Genomic DNA, 20,501 nt, shown 5'->3' on the forward strand with positions numbered 1-20,501 from the left:
TTCTAGCCGACGCGGTAGGCGAAGTCCGGCATGTCGGTGACGAACATCTGACCGGGCGCGTGCGTGATCGCGAACGGCGGCTTCGACTTCATCAGCACCGCCTGCGGAGTGACCCCGCAGGCCCAGAACACCGGCACGTCACCGGGTTCCGGTTCGACCGCGTCGCCGAAGTCGGGCGTGTGGACGTCGTCGATGCCGAGCATCCTCGGATCTCCCGCGCCGACCGGAGCCCCGTGCACGGACGGCATGAGCGCGGTGACCTTGTGCGCGATGTCCACCAGCGACTCGGGGATCCAGCGCATCGACACGACCATCGGGCCGTGCAGCCGTCCCGCGGGCCGGCACTGGATGTCCGTGACGAACATCGAGACGTTGCGCTTCTGGTCGACGTGCCGCAGCGGCACACCGGCGTTGGTCAGCGCCGTCTCGAACGTGAAGCTGCAGCCGATCAGGAACGTCACCAGGTCGTCGCGCCAGTGTTCGGTCGCGTCTTCGGGTTCGGCGATCAGCTCACCGTGCTCCCAGATCCGGTAGCGCGGCGCGTGGGTGCGCACGTCGGCGTCCTGCTTGAGGGCGCTGACCGTCTCACCCGCGTCCAACACGTCGAGCACCGGGCACGGCTTGGGGTTGCGGTGGGTGAAGAGGAGGAAGTCGTACGCCCAGTCACGCGGAATCGCGATCAGGTTGGCCTGCGCCTGCCCCGGCGCCTGTCCCGCGGTCGTCATTCGAGCTCCTTGTTGACGGTCTCCGGCAACCAGATGAGTGCGACGACGGCGATCCCGTACGCGGCCGCCCCGAACAGCATCGCACCACCGATGCCCAGCCGGTCGGCCATGAACCCGACCAGGCCGGGGAACACCGCGCCGAACGCGCGCCCGAAGTTGTACGTGAAGCCCTGCCCCGTCCCGCGCAGCCGCGTCGGGTAGAGCTCGGACAGGTAACTGCCGAACCCGCTGAAGATGGCGCTCATGCAGAACCCGAGCGGGAAGCCGAGGAACATGACCAACGTGTTGGCGCCGTTGGGGATCTGCGTGTAGGCCACGATCAGCAGCGCACTCGCGATGGCGAACACCGTGAAGGTCTTCTTGCGCCCCAGGTAATCCGTCAGGTAGCCGCCGCACACGTACCCGATCCACGCACCCGTGATGAGGAACGCCAGGTACCCGCCCGTGCCGATGATCGTGAGGCCGCGCCCGGTCTGCAGGAACGCCGGCAGCCACGTCGCGAGCGTGTAGTACCCGCCCTGCACACCGGTCGCGAGCAACGCGGCGAACAACGTCGTCTTGAGGATCGGCCCCTGGAAGATCTTCGGGAACGTGCCGCGCTCCTTGGGCTGGGCCTTGACCTCGGGAGCGTCGTCGACGTTGCGGCGCACGTAGAAGATGAGGATCGCGGGCAGCGCGCCCGTCCAGAACATGATCCGCCAGCTGATCGCCGGGTCGGCCACCGACGCGACGATCGTGTTGACGACGACCGCGAGCCCCCAGCCGACCGCCCAGGCGCTCTGGATGAACGCCACCGTCCGCCCGCGGTACTTCGGCTTGCAGTACTCGGCCACGAGGATCGCCCCGGCCGCCCACTCGCCACCGAACCCGAGCCCCTGCAGCGCCCGGAACACCAGCAACGTCTCGTAGTTGGTCGCGAACCCGCACAGCACCGTGAAGAACGCGTACGCCGCCACCGTGATGATCAGCGTCTTGGACCGGCCGAACCGGTCGGCCATGATGCCCGCCACCGCGCCACCGATGGCGCTCATGAGCAGCGTGCTCGTGCCCAGCAGACCGGCCTCGGCCTTGGTGAGACCGAAGTAGCCGGTGATGGCGACCAGGCTCAACGGCAGGACCCAGTAGTCGTACGAGTCCAGCCCGTAGCCGCCGAACGCGCCGATGAACGCGCGCCTGCCCTTCTGGCCGAGACTGCGGAACCAGGCGAAACGGCCTGTTTCCTCGGTCGTGGACGTGCTCATGGGACACCTCGCAGCGTGGTGGAGGAGTGGTCGGGTGTGATGTGGACCTCAGGGTAAGGATTGTTCAACAATCCCACAAGGCCACAATCCAACGATCCGATGATCGGCGCCCTGCCGCTCGGCTTCTCGGCGTCCACGGGTGCGGCCGGTTCGTGTCGGCGGGGTGTGTGGGTGCGGCTGGTTCGTGCCGGCCGGCGTCTGTGGGTGCGGCTGGTTCGTGCGTGTGGGGGACTGGGTGCGGCTGGTTCGTGCTGGCCGGCGTCTGTGGGTGCGGCCGGTTCGTGCCGACGGGCACTGTCAGACCTGCTCGCTAGGTTGGGTCGCGGGGGACGCCATTTCGAAGGGGACCCCTGCGCGAGCGCGCGCAACAACCGTCGAGGCCCGCGCGTTCAGAGGACAACCAATCACGAGGAGGCCCCCCATCACGACCTCAGCCGACGGCACCAAGATCAACCACACCACCACGGGCACGGGCAGACCACTCGTGATCATCCCGGGCCCGATGGAGCCCGCCGCCGACTTCGAAGACCTCGCCACCGCCCTGGGCGAGCACCACACCGTCCACGTCCTCGACCGCAGGGGCCGGGGCGACAGCGGCCCGCTCAAACCGGATCACAGCCTGAGAACCGAGGTCGAGGACGTCGAAGCCGTCCTGAAAGCCACCGGCGCCAGACACCTGCTCGGCGTGAGCACCGGAGCACTGATCGCCCTGGAAACCGCCCTGCACACCCCGGACGTCACCAAGGTGATCGCCTACGAACCACCGATCGGGGCCCACAAACGCAAGGCCAAGGTCATCGCCCGCTTCGAAAGGGAAATCGCCGCAGGCGAACCGGAAGCCGCCGCAGTCACCCTCGTCAAGGGTCTGGAAATAGGTCCGCGCGCACTCCGCTGGATCCCCCGCACCCTCTTCACCGCGGTGCTGCGCAAGAGCGACGACGAGGAAAGCAGGAAATGGCCGAGATCCTGCCGACCCTGAGCCATGACTTCCGGCTGGCACGCGAGGCGAGCGAGAACCCGGACCGGTTCAGGGCCCTCACACCGAAGGTGATGCTGGTGGGCGGCGCGAAATCACCGAAGTACCTCACCGAGGGCCTGCACCTGCTGGCAGGCCTCCTGCCGCACGCCGAGAAAGTGCTCGTGGAGGAAGCCCACCACCTCTCCCCGAGCGGCCACCCGCACCACGTCCTGCCGGCGTTCGAAAGCTTCCTCGGCAAGCCCTAGTTCGGACTCGGAACGTGCCCGAACTCCGTCAACGGCACCGGAACCGCCTTCAACGCGCTCAAGATCCCGGTCTCGCGGTGCAGCATCTTGCGCACCAACCGCAACCGCCGAGCAGGCGACCGTTCCTCCAGCAACCGCTGCCGGTCCTCGACCGGCAACAAACAATCCGCCGCCAGCAGGTAGGACAACGCTCCCAGGGACACGTCATCGGAGGGAGCCGACCAGTCCTCCTGGTGCCAGGCCGCGCCGCAGTACCGTTCGTGGGCCGCCCGGGCCCCGCGCTCCAGCAGCGGCACGACCTCCAGCGCCGCCTCGGGCACGGCGGCGTCGTCCAGGTAGTCGACGTGCGCCAGCAGGTAGGGCGCGGTCGTGGTGTCCACGTCCAGCAGCCGGAACCGGCGCACCCCGCGCGTCACGATGTCGAAGCGCCCCTCGGGCAACGGCCGGGCGTCGAGCAGGTCGGCCGAGCAGCCGATGTCCTGCAACGAGCGGACGTTGTCGGCGCCGACCTCCCAGCCCTCCTTGATGCACACGACCCCGAACGTGCGCCCGAACAGCGAGCCCGTCATCAGGTCCACGACGAGCTGGCGGTAGCGGGGTTCGAAGATGTGCAGCGGCAAGGACGCGCCGGGCAGCAGCACGGTGCCCAGGGGGAACAACGGAAGCGTCTCTGCCACGCGTGCAACGTTACGTGGTGCCACCTCCGCCTGCTGGACGGCCGGATCCCGGCGGCCTCAGCACGGCGAACGGATCGGTGACTTTGATTCCCTTGGCGCTGAACCGGAACAGCGCGGCGGGCCTGCCGCCGGACGGGCCGGGGGGAGCGGTGCCCCCCGTCGGTTCCAGCAACAACCGCCGCGACAGCACCCGTTGCAGGTTCGTCGCGGACACCCGGTACCCCAGCGCGGCCGAGTAGTGGTCGCGCAGCAGCGAGATCGTGAACTCGGGCGGGGCCAGGGCGAACCCGAGGTTCGTGTACGACAGCTTCGAGCCGAGCCTGTGCCGCGCTCGATGCACGATCGACGCGTGGTCGAACGCCATGGCGGGCAACTTCTCGGTGCAGTGCCAGGAAGTGTCCGAGGGCACCTCGGGATCGACGTCGGAGGGCACCAGCCCGAGGAACGCGGTCGCCACGACGCGGGGTCCGGGGACGCGGTCCGGGGCGCTGAAGACGGCCAGCTGCTCGACGTGTGACAACTGTCGCACGTCGACTTTTTCCGCCAGCTGACGGCGGATGGAGGACTCGACGTCCTCGTCCACCCGCAGCTCCCCGCCGGGCAGCGACCAGCGGTGAGCGTGTGGCTCCCGAGCGCGCTCCCACAGCATGACCTGGAGTGACGCACCTCTCACCCGCAACACAGCGGCCAGAACTTCGTGCCCCACACCTGCCACCTGGCTGATACTATCGGCCACGTTTTCGACCAATAGGCGAAAACCCCGGATCGAGGAGGCAGTGATGGTCGCTACCGCAACCGTGGAGCGAACCGCGTCAGGCGTGTACGGCGGAGTCGAGCCGAACGCGGCGTGGCGGGACGAGGTGTTGCGCCTCGCGAAGGAGCGGGACGCCGTCATCCTGGCGCACAACTACCAGCTGCCCGAGATCCAGGACATCGCGCACCACACCGGCGACTCCCTCGCGCTCAGCCGCATCGCCGCGCAGTCCGACGCGCAGACCATCATCTTCTGCGGCGTGCACTTCATGGCCGAGACCGCGAAGATCCTCGCGCCGCAGAAGACCGTGCTGATCCCGGACGAGCGCGCGGGCTGCTCGCTCGCCGACTCGATCACCGGCGCGCAGCTGCGCGAGTGGAAGGCGCAGCACCCCGGCGCCGTCGTCGTGTCGTACGTGAACACCACGGCCGAGGTGAAGGCCGAGACGGACATCTGCTGCACGTCCTCGAACGCCGTCGACGTGGTCGCGTCGATCCCGGCCGACCGCGAGGTGCTGTTCTGCCCCGACCAGTTCCTGGGTGCGCACGTCAAGCGCGAGACCGGTCGCGACAACCTGCACATCTGGGCGGGCGAGTGCCACGTCCACGCCGGTATCAACGGCCCTGAGCTGGCCGAACGCGCCGCCGCGAACCCCGAGGCCGACCTGTTCATCCACCCGGAGTGCGGGTGCGCCACGTCAGCGCTCTACCTGAGCGGCGAGGGCATCGTCCCGGCGGAGAAGGTCAAGATCCTCTCGACCGGCGACATGATCAGCGCGGCCCGCAGCACCAAGGCCACCAAGGTGCTCGTCGCGACCGAGGTCGGCATGCTGCACCAGCTGCGCAAGGCCGCCCCGGAGATCGACTTCCGCGCTGTGAACGACCGCGCGTCGTGCACCTACATGAAGATGATCACGCCGGCCGCGTTGCTGCGCTGCGTGCGGGACGGCCTGGACGAGGTGCACGTGGACCTGGAGACCGCCCAGCGCGCCCAGGGTGCCGTGCAGCGCATGATCGAGATCGGTCAGCCCGGCGGCGGTGAGTGATGGCCGCGCGCTGGGAGGCGCGAGCCGACCTGATCGTGGTCGGCACCGGCGTGGCGGGTCTCACCGCCGCGCTGCGGGCTCGTGAGCTGGGACTTCGGGTCCTGGTCGTCACGAAGGCCGCGGGCGACGACGGCAACACGCGCTGGGCCCAGGGCGGCGTCGCGGTCGTCATGGAGGACCAGCACGACCCCGGAGACTCGGTCGCCAGGCACATCGAGGACACGCTGACGGCGGGCGCGGGCCTGTGCGACGACGCGGCCGTGGCGGCCATCATCACCGACGGCCCCGCCGCGGTGGCCCGGTTGCGCGAACGCGGCGCCGTGTTCGACGCCCAGCCCGACGGCCTGCTGGAACGCACCCGCGAAGGCGGCCACAGCGCGTTCCGGGTCGTGCACGCGGGCGGCGACGCCACGGGCGCCGAGGTCGAACGGGCGTTGCTCAAGGCCACTGTGGACGGACGGGTTCCCCTGCTGGAGAACCACGTCGCGGTCGACGCGGTGAAGACGCCGCTCGGTGCCGTCGCCGGACTCCTGGTGCTGGACGGCAACGGCGTGCCCGGCGTGCTCACCGCACCGGCCGTGCTGCTCGCGACCGGTGGCCTCGGCCAGATGTACCAGGCGACCTCGAACCCTTCCGTGGCAACGGGAGACGGCCTCGCGCTGGCTCTGCGTGCCGGCGCGCTGGCGGCGGACGTCGAGTTCATCCAGTTCCACCCGACCGTTCTGTACACGGGCCGGGGCGCGCGGGGCCGGTGCCCGCTCGTCACCGAGGCCGTGCGCGGTGAGGGTGCCGTGCTGGTCGACGCGACCGGTGCCCGCGTGATGAAGGGCGTGCACCCGCTCGAGGACCTGGCTCCACGCGACGTCGTGGCGGCCGCGATCACCCGTCACCTGGCTCTCGAGCCCGGCGGCGTCGACGACCACGTCTTCCTGGACGCGACGGCGTTGCACGACATGGCGACCCGCTTCCCGACCGTCTACTCGGCGTGCGTCTCGGTCGGCGTCGACCCGGCGAAGGACCCGATCCCGGTCGCCCCGGCGGCGCACTTCGCCTGCGGTGGCGTGGTGTCCACCGTCGACGGCCGCACCGGCGTCACCGGCCTGTACGCGGTCGGCGAGGTCGCGCGGACGGGCCTGCACGGCGCGAACCGCCTGGCCTCCAACAGCCTGCTGGAAGGCCTGGTCTGCGGCACCCGTGCCGCGCAGACCGTCGCCGCGGACCTCGCGATCGGCCTGATCGCGCCCACCCGCACCGTCGACCCCGTCCTCCCGACGGCCCCGGTCGCGGACCGCGACATGCTCCAGCGCGTGATGTCCCGCTACGCCGCCATCGGCCGGGACGCCGAGGGCCTGGCCGTCGTCGGCTCGGTGCTGGACGTGTCCACCGTGGACAAGCAGCTGGAGTCCCGCGAACTGGTCGAGGACGCGGCGTTGACGACGGCCGCCCGCGCCCTGATCGCCGCCGCGCAGCAACGCACCGAGTCACGCGGCTGCCACGTCCGCACCGACTTCACCGGGCGTTCCGAGACGTGGCAACGCAGTCAGCTCGTCCGACTCACCCCGACCGGCCAGCCCGTGCTCGCCGATCCCGTCCTCGCGGAGGGTGTCGCATGACCATCGACTGGGACGACGCCAACAGGGTCATCCAGCTCGCACTGGAGGAGGACCTCCGCTACGGCCTGGACGCGACGACGCTCGCGACCGTGCCGGAGAAGTCCGTCGCGACCGCCGAGATCACGCCGCGCTCGGCAGGCGTGCTGTGCGGCGTTTCCGTTGCGCGCACGGCGTTCCAGCGCTACCTGCCGGAGATCGAGGTCGTCGCGGAGGCCCAGGACGGCGACAAGGCGGTGCCGGGCGAACCCGCCCTGGTGCTGACGGGCCCGACCCGAGGCCTGCTCACCGTCGAACGCACGGCGCTCAACCTGATCTGCCACCTGTCCGGCATCGCCACGCAGACGGCCCGCTGGGTCAGCGCGGTCGAGGGCACCGGCGCGGCCGTCCGCGACTCCCGCAAGACGTTGCCGGGCCTGCGTCTGCTCCAGAAGTACGCGGTCCGCGCCGGCGGCGGCGTCAACCACCGCATGGGCCTGGGCGACGCGATCCTCATCAAGGACAACCACGTGGCCGCGGCCGGTTCGGTGGGAGCCGCCATCCGTGCCGCCCGCGCGCACGCCCCGGACCTGCTGATGGAGGTCGAGGTGGACAGCCTGGAGCAGCTCGACGAGGCGCTGGCCGAGGGCGCGGAACTGGTGCTGCTGGACAACTTCACGCCAGAACAGTGCGCCCGGGCCGTCGCCCGGCGTCCTGAGGGAGTGAAGCTGGAGGCGTCCGGCGGACTCACGCTGGAGGTGGCCCGCGCGTACGCCGAAACGGGCGTGGACTACCTCGCGGTGGGCGGCCTCACGCACTCCTCGCCGTCACTCGACCTCGGCATGGACCTGCGCTAGCGGCGGCTGGTACCGCTCCACACCCGCGGGCGCCGGGGAAGTTCCGCACCCGGCGCCAGTCGGCGGCCTGCGACCCGCTCCTCGTCCTAACTGGAGGTCAAGCGCCGGTTCGCGAGCACCGGCAACACCTCACGGGCCTGCGTGACCACGCCGAAGTCGAGATCCACCACCGTGTCGGACACCTGCTCCGACAACTGCACCACGACGTTCCCGAACGGATCGGCGACAGTCGAGTACCCGATCCCGGTGGGCGCCGAAGACCCGAGATCTCCGGGATACGCCTGCCCACAAGCCACCACGTACGAGGTGCAGTCCAACGCCCGCGCCCGCACCAGCAGCTCCCACTGCTCCTTCTTGCCCGGCCCGGCGCCCCACGACGCACCCATCAGCACCGCCGAAGCACCGAGGTCCGCCAACGCGCGGAACAGCTCGGGAAACCGCACGTCGTAACAGGTGGCGACACCCAGAGTGACCCCGTCCACCTCGAAGACCACCGGCGACGTACCGGGCGCGACCGTCCGCGACTCCTGGAACCCGAACGCGTCGAACAGGTGGATCTTGTCGTACCCCAGGTGCAGATCCGGCCCGGTCACCAGCATCGTGTTCGTCACCCGGTCACCGGAAGGCGTGAACATCCCGGCGACCACCACGACGTCATGTGCGACAGCGATCTCGTGCACGGCGGACGCCCACGGCCCGTCCAACGGCTCGGCGACGGGGCCGAGAGGCACCCCGAACCGGCACATCGTCGCCTCGGGAAGCACCACGACCCGCGCGCCCTCGGCCCGGCGCACCGCGTCCCTCACCAGCTCCAGGTTGGAACGGGGATCGGTGGTCGAGCTGATCTGACTCACGGCGATCCGCATGGGGACCAACTGTAGGGTCCTGGCCAGATAAGGTCTAACACCGTGCGTTCCCCACTGCTCCTAGTCGTGTTGCTGGCCGTCGCGGGCTGCACCGAGACCGCCACACCCCGCCCGGACGGTGGGTCGAACGGCACGTCGATCGTGCTCGCGGACCGCGACGAGCCCACCACGCTGAACCCGCTGCTCGGGTACGGCGCGCAGGGCGTGTCCAAGATCTACGACGGCCTCGTCGAGCACCGCCAGGACGGCTCGCTGACCCCGCAGCTCGCGGCAGACCTGCCCGAACCGGCGGCGGACGGGCTGAGCTGGACGGTCAAGCTGCGCGGCGACGTCAAGTTCACCGACGGCAGCACGTTCGGGGCCGAGGACGTCGTGGCGACGTACACCGCGGCGTTGCAGACGACGGTCAAGGAGCGGTTCAGCACCCTCAAGAGCGTCGACCAGGTCGACCCGTCGACGGTCCGCTTCACGCTGACGCAGGTGCACGCCGCGTTCCCGCACCTGCTCGTGCTCGGCATCCTGCCGAGCGAGCAGGCGAACCCGAACGGCCAGCCCGTCGGCACCGGGCCGTACAAGGTCACCGAGTGGAAGAAGGGCGACCGGCTGCTGCTGGAGTCCAACGACGGGTACTTCGACGGCGCGCCGAAGGTCAAGAAGGTGACGGTCGTGTTCGTCACCGACGACAACCAGCGCGCGCGCCGCATGCAGGACGGCGAGTTCGACGGCACGGTGCTGCCGCCCAAGATCGTCACCCAGTTCGCCGGCAAGTCCGGTCTGCAGGTCCAGTACCACCGCAGCGCCGACTACCGGGCCGTGCGGCTGCCCGCGGCCAACCCCGTGACCGGCAACGCCGCCATCCGCCTCGCGCTGAACTTCGCCGCGAACCGCCAGGGCATGATCGACAGCCTGCTGGAGGGCAAGGGCACCGTCGCGTACACGCCGGTGCCGGACGCGCTCGCCGAGGAGTTCGACACGACCGCGAAGTTCCGCTTCGACAAGACCGAGGCGACCCGCCTGCTCGACGTCGGCGGCTGGGTGCCCGGCGCGGACGGCATCCGGGTGCGCGAGGGCGTCGCGGCCCGGTTCACGCTGATGTACCCGCTGGGTGACGACCTGCGCGCCGACCTCGCGACGGCGTTCGCGGCCGACGCCAAGGCCGTGGGCGTGGACGTGCAGCTCGCCGGCCTGTCGTGGGAGGCGATCCGGCCGCGGATGGCGCAGGACGCGCTGCTGTACGGCGAGGGGTCGCCGTTCGACCCCGACCTGATGCTCTACGACCTGCGCGGCCAGGGCAGTCCCGCCGCCGACGCCGCGCTGGAGAACGGCCGCAGGCTGAACGACCCGGCGCAGCGGGCCGTGGCGTACAAGCTCTTCCAGCAGGCGTTCGTCGCGGCGCCGTCGATGGCGGTGCTGGTGTTCCCGGAGCACGCGTACGTCCTGCGCGACTCGTGGAACGGCTACCAGCCCGTGGTCGACCCGAACTCCTACGGCGCGCTGGCCTGGGGTCCGTGGTGGAACCTGGAGAAGTGGGAGCCTAAGTAGTCCTGGCGTTGATCTCGCGGACGGCGCGTTCCGGGTCGTCCGCCCAGAACTCGACGCGCTCGACCCGCTGAACGCCCGTCTTGCCGAGGTCGACCAGCTGCGGCTCGTGGAACGGCACGGTGACGTTCGTCCTGGTCAGCGACTGGATGACGAGGGCGTCGCCGATCACCTCGACGCTGCGCTGGCCCTTGTGGCTGCGCTCGGCGATCTGGGCCCGGCCGAGGTCCGCGGTCGGCAGGCGCCAGTCGAAGAAACCCAGCTGGCGCAGCCGCAGTTCGTCGTCGGAGACAGTGTGCGGCTGCTTCGTCAGCACGTAGAGAGCGCCCACACACACGACGGCGTTCAGCACGCCCAGGATGCTCAGGGTGATGAGCAGCCACGGGATGTCGAGTCCGAACGCGACCAGCGCGATCCCGACCGCCGTGATGATCAGGAACCGCACGTACCGCGGCTTCATGCGCTTGCCGTAGGGGATCTCCACCATGGCCGTGAGCCTATTTTCGCAGCGCGCGCACCATGCCTTCGGGGTCGTCGGTCCAGAACTCGATCTTCGTCACGTCGTGCGCGCCCCGGCGGCCGAGGTCGATCTCCAGCGGTGTGCTGAGGCGCACCGAGACGTTCGTGGAGTGGGAGATCTCCAGCACCAGCGTGCCGTCCACAACGGACCGGGTCTTGCCCGTCGCCCAGCTCGTCATGCCCTGCGTGACGCTGTCGATGGCGTGCCGCGGGATGCGGTACTCGAACTCCCGCGCGTACCGCAGCCACAGGTGCTCGTCGTCGACCTCGTGCTTGAACTTGTAGAGCATCCAGAGCTGGTAGCCGAGCAGCAACGCGCTCAGCACGCCGAAAGCGAGGAGCACCGCGCGCAGCCAGAACCACGGCACGATGAGTTCCACGAGCAGGATTTCCAGCGGTGTCACCACGAGGAAAACCCACAGGAAAGGTCTTACCTGAGCGCTGTACCCGAACGTGCGATCCCCCATGTATCCGATGGTGGCACAGTGGGGTGAGTGAGCGATCTGATCTTCTTGGACAGCGCAGGTTCCTCGATCCCTCCCGCGCCGGTGGTGGACGAGGTGATCGGCCATCTCAGGCGGGAAACCGAGATCGGTGGCTATCGCGCCGCGGCGGAACGGCGGGACGACCTGGAGGCGGGGTACGGCGTTCTCGCTGACCTCTTCGGGTGTCAGCCGTCCGAGGTCGCTTTCACGGACAGTGCCACTCGATCATGGTTGGCGGCCTTCGACGCGGTGCCTCTGTCGGCCGGAGACCGAATTCTCGTCACCGAGGTTGAATACGCTGGCAACGCGATCCCGGTACTGCGTCGAGCGGCGGAGTCCGGGGCGGTCGTCGAGGTCATCCCGTCCGACAGTCACGGACAGGTCGATCTCGGCGCCCTGGACCTTGACAACCGAGTCAAGCTGATCTCGCTCGTGCACGTGCCGACGAACGGCGGCCTGATCAACCCGGTCAACGACATCACAGCGGCGGCTCGTGAGGTCGGGGCGCTGGTGTTGCTCGACGCCTGCCAGTCGACCGGTCAACTGGACCTGCGCGGGCTCGACTACGACATGCTGGCCTGCACCGGCCGCAAGTGGCTGCGAGGCCCGCGCGGTACCGGCGCCCTCGTCGTGCGCGACGAGGTGCGGGAACGACTCCACCCACGCCTGGTGGACCTGCACAGCGGTGAGTGGACGGGCCCGCGTGAGTACAGGCTGCGCTCGGATGCCCGCGTTTTCGAACTGTGGGAGTGCGGCATCGCCGACCGGCTCGGCATGATCGCGGCCGCGCGTCATGCCCTCGAGATGGGGCTCGACGTGATCGAGGCCGAGGTCGCCGACCGCGCCAAGCGCTTGCGCGAGGGGCTCGCCACCATCCCCGGCATCACCGTGCGCGATCTCGGTGAGCGGCAGTCGGGCATCGTCACCTTCACGTCGGAGCGTGTGCCGGCGCTGGAGTTGAAGGACCGGCTGTGGCAGCAGAACGTCGCCGTCACCGTGTCGCAGGCCGGGTCGACGTTGCTCGACATGACCCGGCGGGGCCTGGGCGAAGTAGTGCGGGCCTCCCCGCACTACTTCGTCACTCACGACGAGCTCGACCGGGCCCTGGAGATCATCGGGACGGTCAGCAGGACACGTTGATGACCCGCTTCACGCAGTCCGAGTAGCCGACGAACAGGTCGACGGCGCGGTCGTTGCGGCTCGTCTGGGCCGCGATGACCGTGTCCCGCGGGTAGAAGCCGTTGAGGCCGCCGCTGCTCGGGTACATCTCGAAGGTGTAGGACCAGATCTTGTGCTGGCCCCACATCCAGTCGTCGATGCTGCCGTCGGTGATGTACAGGTCGCTCGCCTGCTCCGGCGTGTAGCCGTTGGTGGCGGCCATCTGCTGGCCGAGCGTGCGGAACGCGCGTTCCTCGGTCGCGTCGAGGCCCGGTGCGGTGTTCGCGGTGGTGTAGCCGAAGGGCCACAGCACGAGCTCCGAGAACGAGTGGAAGTCGATGTTCGTCTTGATCTGCTGAACGCCGCCGACCACGCGCGAGTCCACGAAGTTCTTGACGGCCGTGGTCTCCGGAGCGGAGAACGCCGACGGGCCCCGGTAGGTGTCCGAGGTCGTGCTGCCGCTGGAACCGCCGCAGCAGCCCCACTTGTAGCCCCAGTTGCGGTTGAGGTCGGTGCCGTTGCCCTGGCGGTTCTTGCGCCAGCCGCGGAACGAGCCCGTGGCGATGTCGTACTCGACGCCGTCCGGGTTGACCATCGGGACGAACCACACCTCGCGGCTGTCCACCAGGTTCTTGATGGCCGGCGTGGAGTAGTTGTCGGTGTAGCGCTTGATGATCTGCAGGCACTGCTCGACGGTGATGTGCTCACGCGCGTGCTGGTTGCAGGTGAAGATCACCTCGGGCTCCGCCTCGTCGGTCGCGACGTTGTCGCTGACCTTGAGGGCCCAGATGTCCCGGTTCTGCGCGCTCTTGCCGATGCTGCGCAGGCTCGCGAGCGTCGGGTGGTCCCGCACGGTCTGCTGGAGCTCCGCGGTCATCTCCGCGAAGTTGTGGTAGCCCGCGTAGCCGGACGGGAAGTCCTGCGTGCCGATCTGGCCCGGCTGCGGATCGGTGAAGTCGACCTTGCCGAGTGCCTTGAGCTCCTTCTCGAAGTCGCCGACGTACTTGATCGGCAGTCCGGTGGCCTGCAGGGCCCGGTACTGCGCCTTGTCCGCGACGACCGAGACGGTGGTGAGCTTCACCGCACCGAGCACGTCGACGCCGCTCTGGGCGATCTTGGTGCGTTCGGCCGACGTGTTCGCGGTGATTTCCAGCAGGTAGCGGCCGGAGTCGGCCGTGCTGGGCGTCGCCATGCCCGCGACCAGCACGGGCAGGCATATGGCGAGCATCGCGGCGATCTTGCCGCGGCGCTTGGTGAACATGGGTCCTCCATCATCAGCAGGGGTTTGCGACGGAGTTGTGCTCGACCGAGCGTGGCCGGGGCGTCACAGGCTGAGTAGCGCCGATAGCGGGCTGACCGTTGACAGATTTCTGCAGGAACTAGGCTGTGAGTCATGCTCAACCGCATCGACCTGCGAGGTCGCACCACGACTCCCGCTCAGTTGCGCGCTGTTGTCCCGCGCGCCGAGGTGGACGTGGACGCGGTTCTGCATCATGTACGGCCTTTGGTCGACGCGATCGCCGAGCGCGGGGTCGAAGCGGCGCTGGAGTACACCGAGAAGTTCGACGGTGTTCGTCCCGCTTCTGTCCGCGTGCCCGATTCCGCTCTCAAGTCTGCTTTGTCCGACCTGGACCCGGTCGTGCGCGAGGCCCTGGAGGAGTCGATCGCCCGTGCTCAGCGCGTCCACTCCGACCAGCGGCGTGCCGAGAAGACCACGCAGGTCGTCGCCGGTGGCACGGTCACGGAGAAGTGGGTTCCCGTCGAGCGGGTCGGGCTGTACGCGCCCGGTGGTCTCGCCGTGTACCCGTCGTCGGTCGTGATGAACGTCGTTCCGGCGCAGATCGCGGGCGTCGAGTCGCTGGTCGTGTGCTCGCCGCCGCAGGCCGAGTTCGACGGCCTGCCGCACCCGACGATCCTGGCCGCGGCCGCACTGCTCGGCGTCGAGGAGGTCTGGGCCGTCGGTGGTGCGCAGGCCGTGGCGCTGCTGGCGCACGGCGGCGTCGACACGGACGGCGCCGAGCTCGCACCGGTCGACATGGTGACGGGGCCGGGCAACATCTACGTGGCCGCGGCGAAGCGCGTGCTGCGCGGCCTGATCGGCATCGACGCCGAGGCGGGCCCGACCGAGATCGCGATCCTGGCGGACTCGACGGCCGATCCGGTGCACGTGGCCGCGGACCTGATCTCCCAGGCCGAGCACGACACGCTGGCCGCGTCCGTGCTGGTGACGGACTCGGTCGAGCTGGCGGACGCGGTGGACGTGGAGCTGGAGCGGCAGACCGGCGCGACCAGGCACAGCGAGCGGGTGCGCACGGCGTTGCGCGGCAAGCAGTCCGGCACCGTGCTCGTGTCCTCTGTGGACGAAGGTGTCCGGGTCGTCGACGCCTACGCGGCCGAGCACCTGGAGATCCAGACGCGCGACGCTCGTGAGGTGGCGGGGCGGATCCGGTCCGCCGGCGCGATCTTCGTCGGCGCGCACTCGCCGGTGTCGCTGGGCGACTACTGCGCGGGCTCGAACCACGTGCTGCCGACCGGTGGCTGCGCGCGGCACTCGTCGGGCCTGTCGGTGCAGACGTTCCTGCGCGGCATCCACGTGATCGACTACTCCGAAGAAGCTCTGCGGGAGGTCGCGGACAAGGTCGTCGCGCTGGCCAACGCGGAAGACCTGCCCGCGCACGGGCAGGCCGTGACAGCGAGGTTCTCCCGATGAAGCCGGTGATCGGCGCACGGGTGGAGTTGTCGGACCTGCCCCTGCGCGAAGACCTGCGCGGCCGCACGCCCTACGGCGCGCCGCAGCTCGACGTCCCGTACCGCCTGAACACCAACGAGAACCCGTACGAGCCGACGGAGGCGCTCGCCGCCGACGTCGTCGCGGCGGTGGCCGAGATCGCGGGCGAGCTGCACCGGTACCCGGACCGCGACGCGGTGGCGTTGCGCGACGACCTGGCCGCGTACCTGAGCGAGGCCACGTCGGTGCCGCTCACGTCCGAGAACGTGTGGGCTGCCAACGGGTCGAACGAGATCCTCCAGCAGATCCTGCAGGCGTTCGGCGGGCCCGGGCGGGTGGCGCTGGGCTTCGAGCCGTCGTACTCGATGCACCCGATCATCGCGGCGGGCACGCGCACCGAGTGGTCGCCGACCCCGCGCCGGCCCGACTTCTCGCTGGACGTGGAGAAGGCCGCGGCGTTGATCGCGGAGACGAAGCCGGACGTCGTCTTCGTGACGTCGCCGAACAACCCGACGGGCCAGTCGATCCCACTCGACGACCTGCGCCTGCTGATCGCGTCCACGACCGGCATGATCGTGGTGGACGAGGCGTACGCGGAGTTCTCCCCGCAGGAGAGCGCGATCAAGCTGCTGGACGAGTTCGGCTCGCGGCTGATCGTCTCGCGCACCATGTCGAAGGCCTTCGCGTTCGCGGGTGGCCGCCTCGGCTACCTGGCGGCGGCCCCGGCCGTGGTGGACGCGCTGCAGCTGGTGCGCCTGCCGTACCACCTGTCGGCGCTGACCCAGGCGGCCGCGCGCGCCTCGCTGCGGCACGCCTCGGAGACGCTGGGGTCGGTGGCGAAGCTCGCCGCCGAACGCGACAGGGTGTCGGCGGCGCTGACGGAGCTGGGTTTCCAGGTGGTGCCGTCGGACGCGAACTTCGTGCTGTTCGGCTGGTTCGAGAACGCACGTGAGGTCTGGAAGTCCTATTTGGACCACGGCGTGCTCATCAGGGACGTCGGAATCACGGGTCACCTGCGGGTGACCGTCGGAACGCCCGAGGAGAACGACGCGTTCCTCGCGGCCAGCAAGGAGGTCAGCCGGTGAGCCGTGTGGGCAAGGTGGAGCGCACCACCAGGGAGTCGTCGGTCTACGTCGAGATCGACCTCGACGGCACCGGCCAGGTCGAGATCAGCACGGGAGTGCCGTTCTACGACCACATGCTGACGGCGTTCGGCGTGCACGGCAGCTTCGACCTGATCGTCAGGGCCACGGGCGACACGCACATCGACGCGCACCACTCGGTCGAGGACATCGCCATCGTCCTCGGGCAGGCGCTGCGCGAGGCGCTGGGCGACAAGAAGGGCATCCGCCGGTTCGGCGACTGCTGGATCCCGATGGACGAGACCCTCGCGCACGCGGCGGTGGACGTCTCGGGCCGCCCGTACACCGTGCACAAGGGCGAGCCGGAGCAGTTCAACAGCTTCGTCATCGGCGGCAACTACCCGTTCGTGCTCAACCGGCACGTCTTCGAGTCGCTCGCCTTCCACGCCCAGATCGCGCTGCACGTGCGGGTCGAGTACGGCCGCGACCCGCACCACATCGCGGAAGCCGAGTACAAGGCCATCGCCCGCGCCCTGCGCACGGCGACCGAGCCGGACCCGCGCGTCGGCGGCATCCCGTCGACCAAGGGCGTGCTCTGATGCCGAAGGAAGTCGTCGTCATCGGCCTGCTGGCCCTCGCGGGCTTCCTGGCCGGTGGCGTCTACACCACCTGGAAGACCGCCAAGCTCCTGGCGATCATCCTGCTGGTGCTGACCGTCGTCGCCGTGGGGGGCGCCGTCCTCTGGCTGCTCTAACCCTTGCGGGCGAGCACCCAGTGGAACGCCACCGGGCCCGGCTCGTGCATGGTCACCAGGTCGTCGACGACGAGCTCCAGGTGTTCGGCGATGAGCGCCCGGTTCTGCTCGGGCGTGTTGCTGCCGAAGAACATGTCCACGCCGAGCCAGGTCTCGGTGACGTCCGGCGTGCCGGTGCCCAGCGAGGCGAGGAACAGGCCGCCGGGCTTCAGCCAGCCCGCGATCTTCGCGAGGAGCGCGGGCTGTTCGGCGCGCGGCACGTGCAGGATCGAGTAGAACGCGGCGATGCCGTCGAACTCGCCTTCCGGCAGGTCGAGCGCGGTCATGTCGGCCTTCTCGAACCGCGCGCCCGGCACGTTGGCGCGGGCGAGCTCGACCTGGCGCCGGGACAGGTCGACGCCGAGCAGGTCGTGCCGTTCGGCGAGCTTGCGGCCGCAGGGGACGCCCGCACCGCAGCCGAGTTCGAGGACCTTCGCGCCGTCGGGCAGCCGCTCGTCGAACTCGGCGAGGTAGCGCAGCCGCGGGTCGTCGGTGATCTGGGCGGACCAGTCGACGTACCGCTCCGCGATGACGTCGTAACCGGCCTCGACGATGTGCTTCACGAGGTCTGAAGGTAGCGGGCGGGGACGTGCTGCGTGAGCCACACGCCGTTCGCGCTGAGCCGGAACTCGTGGCCGTCCGCGTGCATGGCCGCGGCGTCGACGGTGAGGATCAACGGCCGTCCGCGCCGTGAGCCGACGCGGTGGGCGGTCTCGCGATCGGGCGAGAGGTGCACGTCGTGGCGGTTCATCGGGCGCAGGCCCTCGCGCATGATGTCGTCGAGGTACCGCGCCACCGTGCCGTGGAACAGCTGCCCGGGCGGGACCGCGGTGGGCAGGCCGAGGTCGACCTCGACGCTGTGGCCCTGGTTGGCGCGGATGCGGTCGCCGTCGATCGTGAAGCGCTTCTTGTCGTTGCGGGCGACGACCTCGCGCACGTCGGCCTCGGAGACGCCGAGGGCGCTCAGTAGGTCGGCCAGGGGTACCCAACCAGCCGGGTCGAGGGTGAGACCGATGCGCTCGGGCTGGTGCCGCAGTGCCTTGGACATCCGCTTGGAGAGGCGGATCATTCTTTCGTCTTCCATTTGGTCACCAGCAAACCACAGCGCGTCCAGCGGTTTTGCCGTTCCTAGTCGGTGCCGCCCTCGCCCACGGGCTTGAGCTTGGGCGCGCCCGGCCCGTGCGACGCCTGCTCGTCGTCGATGTTCTGCAGCGCGCAGCTGCGCAGCGACAGGCACCCGCAGCCGATGCACCCGGTGAGGCGGTCGCGCAGCCGGTACAGCGCGTCGATCCGCGCGTCGAGCTCCGACTTCCACGAGCGCGAGAGGCGTTCCCAGTCGGACTTCGTCGGCGTGCGGTTGTCCGGGAGTTGGGCGAGGGCGTCGCGGACGTCCTCCAGCGTGAGGCCCACGCGCTGGGCGGTGCGGATGAACGCGAGCCGGCGCAGCACCGAGCGCAGGTAGCGGCGCTGGTTGCCCGCCGTGCGCACCGAGGCGATCAGGCCCCTGTCCTCGTAGAAGCGCAGCGCCGTGTGGGGGACGCCGCTGCGTTCGGCGACCTGGCCGATGGTCAGCATTTCCGGCAGCTTGCTCACCAGATCATGGTAACGGTCTTGACCTCCAGCATGGTCGAGGTTGAAGAGTTGGTGCCATGCAACGGATACCAGAGCTCTTCGCGAGGATGACCGGGGACGAGAAGCACGAGTGGGCTGCGGCTTCCACCATCGACGTGCTCTGGGTCCTCTACGACAAGGTCCTCAACGTCACACCGGCGACCGTCGACGACCCCGATCGCGACCGGTTCCTGCTCTCCAAGGGACACGGCCCGATGGCGTACTACGCCGTGCTCGCGGAGAAGGGCTTCATCCAGGAATCCATTTTGGACGGCTGGACGTCGTGGGACAGCCCGCTCGGCCAGCACCCCGACCGGGTGCTCGTGCGCGGCGCCGAGATCAGCAGCGGCTCGCTCGGCCACGGCCTGCCGATCGCGGTCGGCACGGCCATCGGCCAGCGGATCGCGGGCAGCCGGGGCCGCACGTTCGTGCTGGTCGGCGACGGCGAACTGGACGAGGGCAGCAACCACGAGGCCATCGCGGTGGCGGCGCGGCGCGGCGTCTCGAACCTCACCACGATCGTGGTCGACAACCAGTCCGCGATGTACGGCTGGCCCGGCGGCATCGCCCGCCGGTTCGCCGTCGAGGGCTGGCAGACGGCCGAGGTCGACGGCCGCGACCACGAGGCGATCTTCACCACACTGACCGCGCCGCACGACCGCCCCTACGCCGTCGTCGCCAAGGTAGAGAGGAGCTGCTGATGACCACCATGCGCCAGGCCTTCGTGAAGACGGTCAACGACGAGATCGCCGCCGACCCGCGCATCGCCGTCGTGACCGCGGTGATCTCCAGCAACGAGTTCCCGCAGGAGAACGAACGCGTCGTGGACGTGGGCATCCGCGAGCAGACCATGGTCGGCGTGGCGAGCGGCCTGGCACTGGCCGGCCTGCGCCCGGTCGTGCACAGCTACGCGCCGTTCCTGGTCGAACGGCCCTACGAGCAGATCAAGCTCGACATCGGACACCAGGACGTGGGCGCGGTGTTCGTGAGCATCGGAGCGTCCTATGACGACCCGGCGTGGGGCCGCACCCACCAGGCACCCGCCGACGTGGCGTTGTTCGACACGCTGCCCGGCTGGACCGTGCACGTGCCCGGACACCCCGACGAGGTCGTTCCGCTGCTGCGCCAGGCCCTGAAGGACGAGAACCGCGTCTACATGAGGCTTTCGCTGCACGAGAACACCCGGCCCCACCCCGTGGGCGAGGGATTCACCACCCTGAAACACGGCAAGCGCGGCGTCGTCCTCGCCGTCGGCCCGATGCTCGACCGCGTGCTCGCGGCCGTCGAGCGCGAAAAGGCCGATGTCACCGTGCTCTACGCGACGACGATCCGGCCGTTCGACTCCGACGGACTGCGCAAGGCGGTGCAGGACACCGACCACGCCGACGTGATGGTGGTCGAACCGTACCTCGAAGGAACTTCTTCTCATCAAATTTCGGAAACGCTGCAACATATTCCGCACCGTGTGCGTTCTATAGGCGTCAAACGACACGCAGAGCTCCGCAACTACGGCACGGCCGAGGACCATGACTCCGCTCATGATCTTGACGTGGTGGGGCTGGGGAGTGCTGTGCGGAGTTTCTTCAGGGGGTGAAGGAACATGTTCGC

The 20,501-nt window shown here is 69.5% G+C and carries 24 protein-coding genes; 13 read left to right on the top strand and 11 right to left on the bottom strand.

Translation table 11 applies throughout. The features are described from left to right. Positions 1–2: 2 nt before the first annotated feature. Together QSK25_RS15480 and QSK25_RS15485 are read right to left on the bottom strand one after the other, a co-directional pair. The gene (locus tag QSK25_RS15480; RefSeq protein WP_285638938.1) at positions 3–725 is read right to left on the bottom strand and encodes a putative hydro-lyase; all 723 of its coding nucleotides are present in this window, start codon (positions 723–725) and stop codon (positions 3–5) included. Continuing rightward, positions 722–1,966, bottom strand: a complete 1,245-nt coding sequence (locus QSK25_RS15485; protein WP_285638939.1) for an MFS transporter — start codon at positions 1,964–1,966, stop codon at positions 722–724. The genes QSK25_RS15480 and QSK25_RS15485 overlap by 4 nt, the downstream gene beginning before the upstream one ends. A gap of 484 nt (positions 1,967–2,450) precedes the next feature. Here QSK25_RS15485 and QSK25_RS15490 point away from each other — a divergent pair, with 484 nt between their 5' ends. Then, positions 2,451–2,945, top strand: a complete 495-nt coding sequence (locus QSK25_RS15490) for an alpha/beta fold hydrolase (protein WP_285639390.1) — start codon at positions 2,451–2,453, stop codon at positions 2,943–2,945. Then, positions 2,921–3,190 carry an alpha/beta fold hydrolase gene (locus QSK25_RS15495; RefSeq protein WP_285638940.1) on the top strand — a complete coding sequence of 90 codons (270 nt, stop codon included), beginning with the start codon at positions 2,921–2,923 and terminating at the stop codon, positions 3,188–3,190. Before QSK25_RS15490 ends, QSK25_RS15495 begins: the two co-directional genes overlap by 25 nt. Here the strand turns inward: QSK25_RS15495 and QSK25_RS15500 are convergent. After that, positions 3,187–3,867 (bottom strand): LON peptidase substrate-binding domain-containing protein, encoded by a 681-nt coding sequence (locus QSK25_RS15500; protein WP_285638941.1) that lies wholly within the window; start codon positions 3,865–3,867, stop codon positions 3,187–3,189. The genes QSK25_RS15495 and QSK25_RS15500 overlap by 4 nt on opposite strands. A gap of 10 nt (positions 3,868–3,877) precedes the next feature. After that, on the bottom strand, positions 3,878–4,573 hold the full coding sequence (locus QSK25_RS15505; RefSeq protein ID WP_502881850.1) for an NUDIX hydrolase: 696 nt from the start codon (positions 4,571–4,573) through the stop codon (positions 3,878–3,880). A gap of 73 nt (positions 4,574–4,646) precedes the next feature. Between QSK25_RS15505 and nadA the strand changes: the two genes are divergently transcribed. Genes nadA through nadC form a run of 3 tightly spaced genes read left to right on the top strand, consistent with a single transcriptional unit; the run spans position 4,647 to position 8,112 of the window. Next, positions 4,647–5,666, top strand: a complete 1,020-nt coding sequence (gene nadA, locus QSK25_RS15510; protein ID WP_285638942.1) for a quinolinate synthase NadA — start codon at positions 4,647–4,649, stop codon at positions 5,664–5,666. Further along, positions 5,666–7,279, top strand: a complete 1,614-nt coding sequence (locus QSK25_RS15515; protein ID WP_285638944.1) for an L-aspartate oxidase — start codon at positions 5,666–5,668, stop codon at positions 7,277–7,279. The genes nadA and QSK25_RS15515 overlap by 1 nt, the downstream gene beginning before the upstream one ends. Further along, entirely contained in the window at positions 7,276–8,112 is an 837-nt protein-coding gene (nadC, locus tag QSK25_RS15520) for a carboxylating nicotinate-nucleotide diphosphorylase (protein ID WP_285638946.1), read from the top strand. The genes QSK25_RS15515 and nadC overlap by 4 nt, the downstream gene beginning before the upstream one ends. An 86-nt stretch (positions 8,113–8,198) precedes the next feature. Here the strand turns inward: nadC and QSK25_RS15525 are convergent, their stop codons facing one another. After that, entirely contained in the window at positions 8,199–8,978 is a 780-nt protein-coding gene (locus QSK25_RS15525; RefSeq protein ID WP_285638948.1) for a carbon-nitrogen hydrolase family protein, read from the bottom strand. Positions 8,979–9,020: 42 nt separating this feature from the next. Here QSK25_RS15525 and QSK25_RS15530 point away from each other — a divergent pair, with 42 nt between their 5' ends. Continuing rightward, positions 9,021–10,520, top strand: coding sequence for an ABC transporter substrate-binding protein (locus QSK25_RS15530; protein ID WP_285638949.1), 1,500 nt, complete (start codon positions 9,021–9,023; stop codon positions 10,518–10,520). Here the strand turns inward: QSK25_RS15530 and QSK25_RS15535 are convergent. Both QSK25_RS15535 and QSK25_RS15540 read right to left on the bottom strand, forming a co-directional pair. After that, a complete protein-coding gene (locus QSK25_RS15535) occupies positions 10,513–11,004 on the bottom strand; it encodes a hypothetical protein (protein ID WP_285638950.1) in 492 nt (163 codons plus the stop codon). The two genes, QSK25_RS15530 and QSK25_RS15535, sit on opposite strands and share 8 nt — an antisense overlap. A gap of 10 nt (positions 11,005–11,014) precedes the next feature. Then, positions 11,015–11,503: a hypothetical protein gene (locus QSK25_RS15540; RefSeq protein WP_285638951.1), complete on the bottom strand. Its 489-nt coding sequence runs from the start codon at positions 11,501–11,503 to the stop codon at positions 11,015–11,017. A 27-nt stretch (positions 11,504–11,530) separates the two neighbouring features. Here QSK25_RS15540 and QSK25_RS15545 point away from each other — a divergent pair, with 27 nt between their 5' ends. Beyond that, complete coding sequence (locus QSK25_RS15545) at positions 11,531–12,661, top strand: aminotransferase class V-fold PLP-dependent enzyme (protein ID WP_285638953.1); 1,131 nt, start codon at positions 11,531–11,533, stop codon at positions 12,659–12,661. Here QSK25_RS15545 and QSK25_RS15550 read toward each other — a convergent pair. Then, a complete protein-coding gene (locus tag QSK25_RS15550) occupies positions 12,645–13,940 on the bottom strand; it encodes a M14 family metallopeptidase (RefSeq protein ID WP_285638954.1) in 1,296 nt (431 codons plus the stop codon). The genes QSK25_RS15545 and QSK25_RS15550 overlap by 17 nt on opposite strands. 132 nt (positions 13,941–14,072) lie before the next feature. Here QSK25_RS15550 and hisD point away from each other — a divergent pair, with 132 nt between their 5' ends. From hisD to QSK25_RS15570, 4 genes are read left to right on the top strand one after another with little or no spacing between them, the layout of a single operon-like run. Then, positions 14,073–15,389 carry a histidinol dehydrogenase gene (gene hisD / locus QSK25_RS15555; RefSeq protein ID WP_285638955.1) on the top strand — a complete coding sequence of 439 codons (1,317 nt, stop codon included), beginning with the start codon at positions 14,073–14,075 and terminating at the stop codon, positions 15,387–15,389. Continuing rightward, entirely contained in the window at positions 15,386–16,492 is a 1,107-nt protein-coding gene (locus tag QSK25_RS15560) for a histidinol-phosphate transaminase (protein ID WP_285638956.1), read from the top strand. The genes hisD and QSK25_RS15560 overlap by 4 nt, the downstream gene beginning before the upstream one ends. Beyond that, the gene (hisB, locus tag QSK25_RS15565; protein ID WP_285638957.1) at positions 16,489–17,088 is read left to right on the top strand and encodes an imidazoleglycerol-phosphate dehydratase HisB; all 600 of its coding nucleotides are present in this window, start codon (positions 16,489–16,491) and stop codon (positions 17,086–17,088) included. Before QSK25_RS15560 ends, hisB begins: the two co-directional genes overlap by 4 nt. Beyond that, positions 17,088–17,243, top strand: coding sequence for a CG2302 family histidine operon protein (locus QSK25_RS15570; protein WP_285638958.1), 156 nt, complete (start codon positions 17,088–17,090; stop codon positions 17,241–17,243). Before hisB ends, QSK25_RS15570 begins: the two co-directional genes overlap by 1 nt. Here the strand turns inward: QSK25_RS15570 and QSK25_RS15575 are convergent. The 3 genes from QSK25_RS15575 to soxR are packed head-to-tail and all read right to left on the bottom strand — an operon-like array spanning position 17,240 to position 18,857. Then, positions 17,240–17,845, bottom strand: coding sequence for a class I SAM-dependent methyltransferase (locus QSK25_RS15575; protein ID WP_285638960.1), 606 nt, complete (start codon positions 17,843–17,845; stop codon positions 17,240–17,242). The genes QSK25_RS15570 and QSK25_RS15575 overlap by 4 nt on opposite strands. Next, complete coding sequence (locus QSK25_RS15580) at positions 17,842–18,366, bottom strand: RNA 2'-phosphotransferase (protein WP_285638963.1); 525 nt, start codon at positions 18,364–18,366, stop codon at positions 17,842–17,844. The genes QSK25_RS15575 and QSK25_RS15580 overlap by 4 nt, the downstream gene beginning before the upstream one ends. Before the next feature lie 44 nt (positions 18,367–18,410). Further along, positions 18,411–18,857, bottom strand: a complete 447-nt coding sequence (gene soxR, locus QSK25_RS15585; protein WP_502881863.1) for a redox-sensitive transcriptional activator SoxR — start codon at positions 18,855–18,857, stop codon at positions 18,411–18,413. Between the two features lie 74 nt (positions 18,858–18,931). Between soxR and QSK25_RS15590 the strand changes: the two genes are divergently transcribed. Next, positions 18,932–19,594 (top strand): thiamine pyrophosphate-binding protein, encoded by a 663-nt coding sequence (locus QSK25_RS15590; RefSeq protein ID WP_285638966.1) that lies wholly within the window; start codon positions 18,932–18,934, stop codon positions 19,592–19,594. Beyond that, positions 19,594–20,487: a transketolase family protein gene (locus QSK25_RS15595; RefSeq protein WP_285638968.1), complete on the top strand. Its 894-nt coding sequence runs from the start codon at positions 19,594–19,596 to the stop codon at positions 20,485–20,487. Before QSK25_RS15590 ends, QSK25_RS15595 begins: the two co-directional genes overlap by 1 nt. Positions 20,488–20,501: the final 14 nt, after the last annotated feature.

Source organism: Lentzea sp. NBRC 102530, from assembly GCF_030269365.1.
Classification (GTDB): domain Bacteria; phylum Actinomycetota; class Actinomycetes; order Mycobacteriales; family Pseudonocardiaceae; genus Lentzea.

Bases quoted from the DNA above. Each gene is read 5' to 3' on its own strand.
- QSK25_RS15480 (WP_285638938.1), bottom strand. From the start codon at position 725: ATGACGACCGCGGGACAGGCGCCGGGGCAGGCGCAGGCCAACCTGATC.
- QSK25_RS15485 (WP_285638939.1), bottom strand. From the start codon at position 1,966: ATGAGCACGTCCACGACCGAGGAAACAGGCCGTTTCGCCTGGTTCCGC.
- QSK25_RS15495 (WP_285638940.1), top strand. From the start codon at position 2,921: ATGGCCGAGATCCTGCCGACCCTGAGCCATGACTTCCGGCTGGCACGC.
- nadA (WP_285638942.1), top strand. From the start codon at position 4,647: ATGGTCGCTACCGCAACCGTGGAGCGAACCGCGTCAGGCGTGTACGGC.
- QSK25_RS15515 (WP_285638944.1), top strand. From the start codon at position 5,666: ATGGCCGCGCGCTGGGAGGCGCGAGCCGACCTGATCGTGGTCGGCACC.
- nadC (WP_285638946.1), top strand. From the start codon at position 7,276: ATGACCATCGACTGGGACGACGCCAACAGGGTCATCCAGCTCGCACTG.
- QSK25_RS15525 (WP_285638948.1), bottom strand. From the start codon at position 8,978: ATGCGGATCGCCGTGAGTCAGATCAGCTCGACCACCGATCCCCGTTCC.
- QSK25_RS15535 (WP_285638950.1), bottom strand. From the start codon at position 11,004: ATGGTGGAGATCCCCTACGGCAAGCGCATGAAGCCGCGGTACGTGCGG.
- QSK25_RS15540 (WP_285638951.1), bottom strand. From the start codon at position 11,503: ATGGGGGATCGCACGTTCGGGTACAGCGCTCAGGTAAGACCTTTCCTG.
- QSK25_RS15550 (WP_285638954.1), bottom strand. From the start codon at position 13,940: ATGTTCACCAAGCGCCGCGGCAAGATCGCCGCGATGCTCGCCATATGC.
- hisD (WP_285638955.1), top strand. From the start codon at position 14,073: ATGCTCAACCGCATCGACCTGCGAGGTCGCACCACGACTCCCGCTCAG.
- QSK25_RS15560 (WP_285638956.1), top strand. From the start codon at position 15,386: ATGAAGCCGGTGATCGGCGCACGGGTGGAGTTGTCGGACCTGCCCCTG.
- QSK25_RS15570 (WP_285638958.1), top strand. From the start codon at position 17,088: ATGCCGAAGGAAGTCGTCGTCATCGGCCTGCTGGCCCTCGCGGGCTTC.
- QSK25_RS15580 (WP_285638963.1), bottom strand. From the start codon at position 18,366: ATGGAAGACGAAAGAATGATCCGCCTCTCCAAGCGGATGTCCAAGGCA.
- soxR (WP_502881863.1), bottom strand. From the start codon at position 18,857: ATGCTGACCATCGGCCAGGTCGCCGAACGCAGCGGCGTCCCCCACACG.
- QSK25_RS15590 (WP_285638966.1), top strand. From the start codon at position 18,932: ATGCAACGGATACCAGAGCTCTTCGCGAGGATGACCGGGGACGAGAAG.
- QSK25_RS15595 (WP_285638968.1), top strand. From the start codon at position 19,594: ATGACCACCATGCGCCAGGCCTTCGTGAAGACGGTCAACGACGAGATC.